General features: G+C 66.3%; 1 protein-coding gene. It reads left to right on the plus strand.

Annotation, left to right across the window (positions count from 1 at the left end; translation table 11 throughout):
* Window positions 1-57 precede the first annotated feature (57 nt).
* Window positions 58-1,116, plus strand: coding sequence for a pyrimidine utilization protein A (rutA, locus tag AC1DCG_RS25045; RefSeq protein ID WP_477031252.1), 1,059 nt, complete (start codon window positions 58-60; stop codon window positions 1,114-1,116).
* The last annotated feature ends 93 nt before the right edge of the window (window positions 1,117-1,209 follow it).

Raw genomic sequence — 1,209 nt, forward strand, 5'->3', positions numbered from 1 at the left:
AGAGGGGGAGCACCTTCCTGGCCAGGCCACAACACTCTTCAAAGGGGCACTAACACCATGCAGGTCGGCGTCTTCATCCCCATCGGCAACAACGGCTGGCTCATCTCCGAGACCGCGCCGCAGTACATGCCGAGCTTCGAGCTCAACAAGACCATCGTCCAGAAGGCCGAGCACTACGGCCTCGATTTCGCGCTTTCGATGATCAAGCTGCGCGGCTTCGGCGGCAAGACCGAGTTCTGGGAACACAATCTCGAGAGCTTCACCCTGATGGCGGGCCTGGCGGCCGTCACCGAGAAGATCAAGGTCTTCGCCACCGTCGCCACCCTGACCATCCCGCCGGCGATCGTCGCGCGCATGGCCTCGACCATCGACTCCATCGCCCCGGGGCGCTTCGGCATCAACCTGGTCACCGGCTGGCAGAAGGCCGAGTACAGCCAGATGGGCCTGTGGCCGGGCGAGGGCCACTATACCGACCGCTACAACTACCTGGCCGAATACGCGACCGTGCTGAAGGACCTGCTGGAGACCGGCGTCTCCGACTTCAAGGGCAAGTACTTCACGATGGACGACTGCCGGGTCAGCCCGCATCCGAAGGACACCAAGCTGATCTGCGCCGGCTCGTCGGACGAGGGCCTGGCCTTCACCGCGCAGTACGCCGACTACAGCTTCGCGCTGGGCAAGGGGACCAACACCCCGACCGCCTTCGCCTCGGTCAACAAGCGCCTGGAAGCGGCCGCCGCCAAGACCGGCCGCGACGTGGCCTCGTTCATCCTGTTCATGATCATCGCCGACGAGACCGACGAGAAGGCCCTGGCCAAGTGGCAGAAGTACCGGGACGGCGCCGACCAGCAGGCCCTGGCCTGGCTGACCAACCAGGCCGCCCCCAACGCCGCGGCGGGCGCCACCACCAACACCGCCCAGCTGGCCGCGCCGGAATCGGCGGTGAACCTCAACATGGGCACGCTGGTGGGCAGCTATGAGAGCATCGCCCGCATGCTGGACGAGATCGCCGAAGTGCCTGGCACCGGCGGCGTGCTGCTGACCTTCGACGACTTCGTCCAGGGCATCGACGACTTCGGGACCAAGATCCAGCCGCTGATGAAGAGCCGGAAGTAAAGGCGGGCGGGCCGGAAGGACCCCCTCCGGCCCTCCGGGCCACCTCCCCCAGAGGGGGAGGATCTATGAGCGCCCAGATGCTCCCCCTCTGGG

Source organism: Caulobacter sp. 10L414, from assembly GCF_056395525.1.